This is a genomic window from Flavobacterium fluvii (assembly GCF_900129545.1).
Lineage (GTDB): Bacteria > Bacteroidota > Bacteroidia > Flavobacteriales > Flavobacteriaceae > Flavobacterium > Flavobacterium fluvii.
The window spans coordinates 1-1548 of record NZ_FQWB01000024.1; the positions used below are offsets into that span (position 1 = coordinate 1).

The 1548-nt window shown below is 43.2% G+C and carries 2 protein-coding genes; both read right to left on the reverse strand.

What is annotated here, in order from left to right; all coding sequences use genetic code 11:
• Nucleotides 1–1402 (reverse strand): PD40 domain-containing protein (locus BUC16_RS17405; RefSeq protein WP_073372087.1); only part of this gene is annotated, 1402 nt, incomplete at its 3' end.
• Between the two features lie 11 nt (nt 1403–1413).
• Nucleotides 1414–1548 (reverse strand): type IX secretion system membrane protein PorP/SprF (locus BUC16_RS17670; RefSeq protein ID WP_141226203.1); only part of this gene is annotated, 135 nt, incomplete at its 5' end.

Below are 1548 nucleotides of genomic sequence, written 5' to 3' on the forward strand. Positions count from 1 at the left end.
CATCGGTAACGCCGGTGTTGATCAAGTTGTATTTACTGTCAAACAAGCTGATTTTGCTGTCGGGAAGTATTTTTCCCGTGGCCATATCCGTCACGACTCCGTATAGTTCCTGTTCGCACTTGATTCTCCTGGTTTCCAGAAACTTGTAGATGTCGTCATATCCTTGTCCGCCACCACGGTTGGAGGAAACAAATCCTCTTCTGGATTTGGTGTCGATTAGATAGGCAAAATCGTCTTTGGGCGAATTGACTCCGTCACCCACGTTCTGGATTTCCCCAAAACTTCCGTCTGGGTTCACCTTGGACACAAAAATATCCAGTCCACCCAATCCAGGATGTCCGTCCGAAGCAAAATAGAGCTCGTCTTCATCGGTGACAAGGGGGAAAGTCTCCTTTCCTTCGGTGTTGATTTCCCTGCCTAGATTCTCCGGAGTTCCAAAACTGCCGTCCTCGTTTATTTTTACTTTAAAGATGTCCGATTGTCCCACTGTTCCTGGCATGTCGGAGACAAAATACAATGTTTTTTCGTCAGGACTCAGGGCGGGATGTGCCACGCTGTAGGAGTCGCTGTTGAAAGGCAGTTCGGTTATCTTGTCCCAATCCTCGTTTTCAAAAGAGGCTTTGTATATTTTGATCAAGGTAACCTGTTCCCCGTTTTTTCCTTTTTTGCCGTCCAGGAAGTTGTTTCTGGTGAAATACATCGTTTTTCCGTCTTTGGAGAAAATGGCGCTGGATTCGTGGAATCTTGATTTTACTTTTTTGGAAAACTTGTCCACTTTTCCCGGAGCCAGGTCTTGTCCCAAATCCGAAACATAGAGGTTGGTAAAATGCTGGTTGGTCCATTTGTGTTTTCTTTGCATGAAGTTTCCGGTATCCCTGGAGGAGGTAAAAACAAGTTTGTTCAAGAAGAAGGCGCTTCCATAATCGGAATATTTGGAGTTGATTCCGGCATCTTCAATGTTGTATCTTCCCGAATTAGCCCTGATTATATCTAGGTAATTCTTGTTTTTTCCGTAAATATTGGACCTGTTGTCGTTTCCTGCTTTTTGGTTGAATTGTTCCATCACCTGGTTGGCCTTGTCGGTTTGTCCCACGGCTTTCAAGGATTGGGCATATCGGTATAGATATTCGGGTTTCTGTTCCGGTGCCATGGCGAACAATTCGTCATACCATTTGGCGGCCTTGTCCAATTCGCCGTTGAAATAATAGGAATTCCCCAGTTTTTGGAACATGTCTTCCGATTTGTATCCTTTCTCGGCCACCCTTTCATAGGTTTTGATGGCATCTATGTAGGCATAGTTGTTGTACTTCTTGTCGGCGGAAGCCAGTTGTGATTTTTGGGCATAACTGTTAAATGAAAAAACACTTATTATCGTTATGTAAAGGAGTATAAAATTTTTCATAATAATTGTTTTTAGAAGAATCTTGGAGTGGTGATTTTGCTGATGTTTTTGAATAATTCATAACGCAGGTATATCTCGTGCGAACCGGAATTATAGTTGTTCAAATTGGTGGTTTCGTGGTCGTATCCATATCCAATGTACAAACC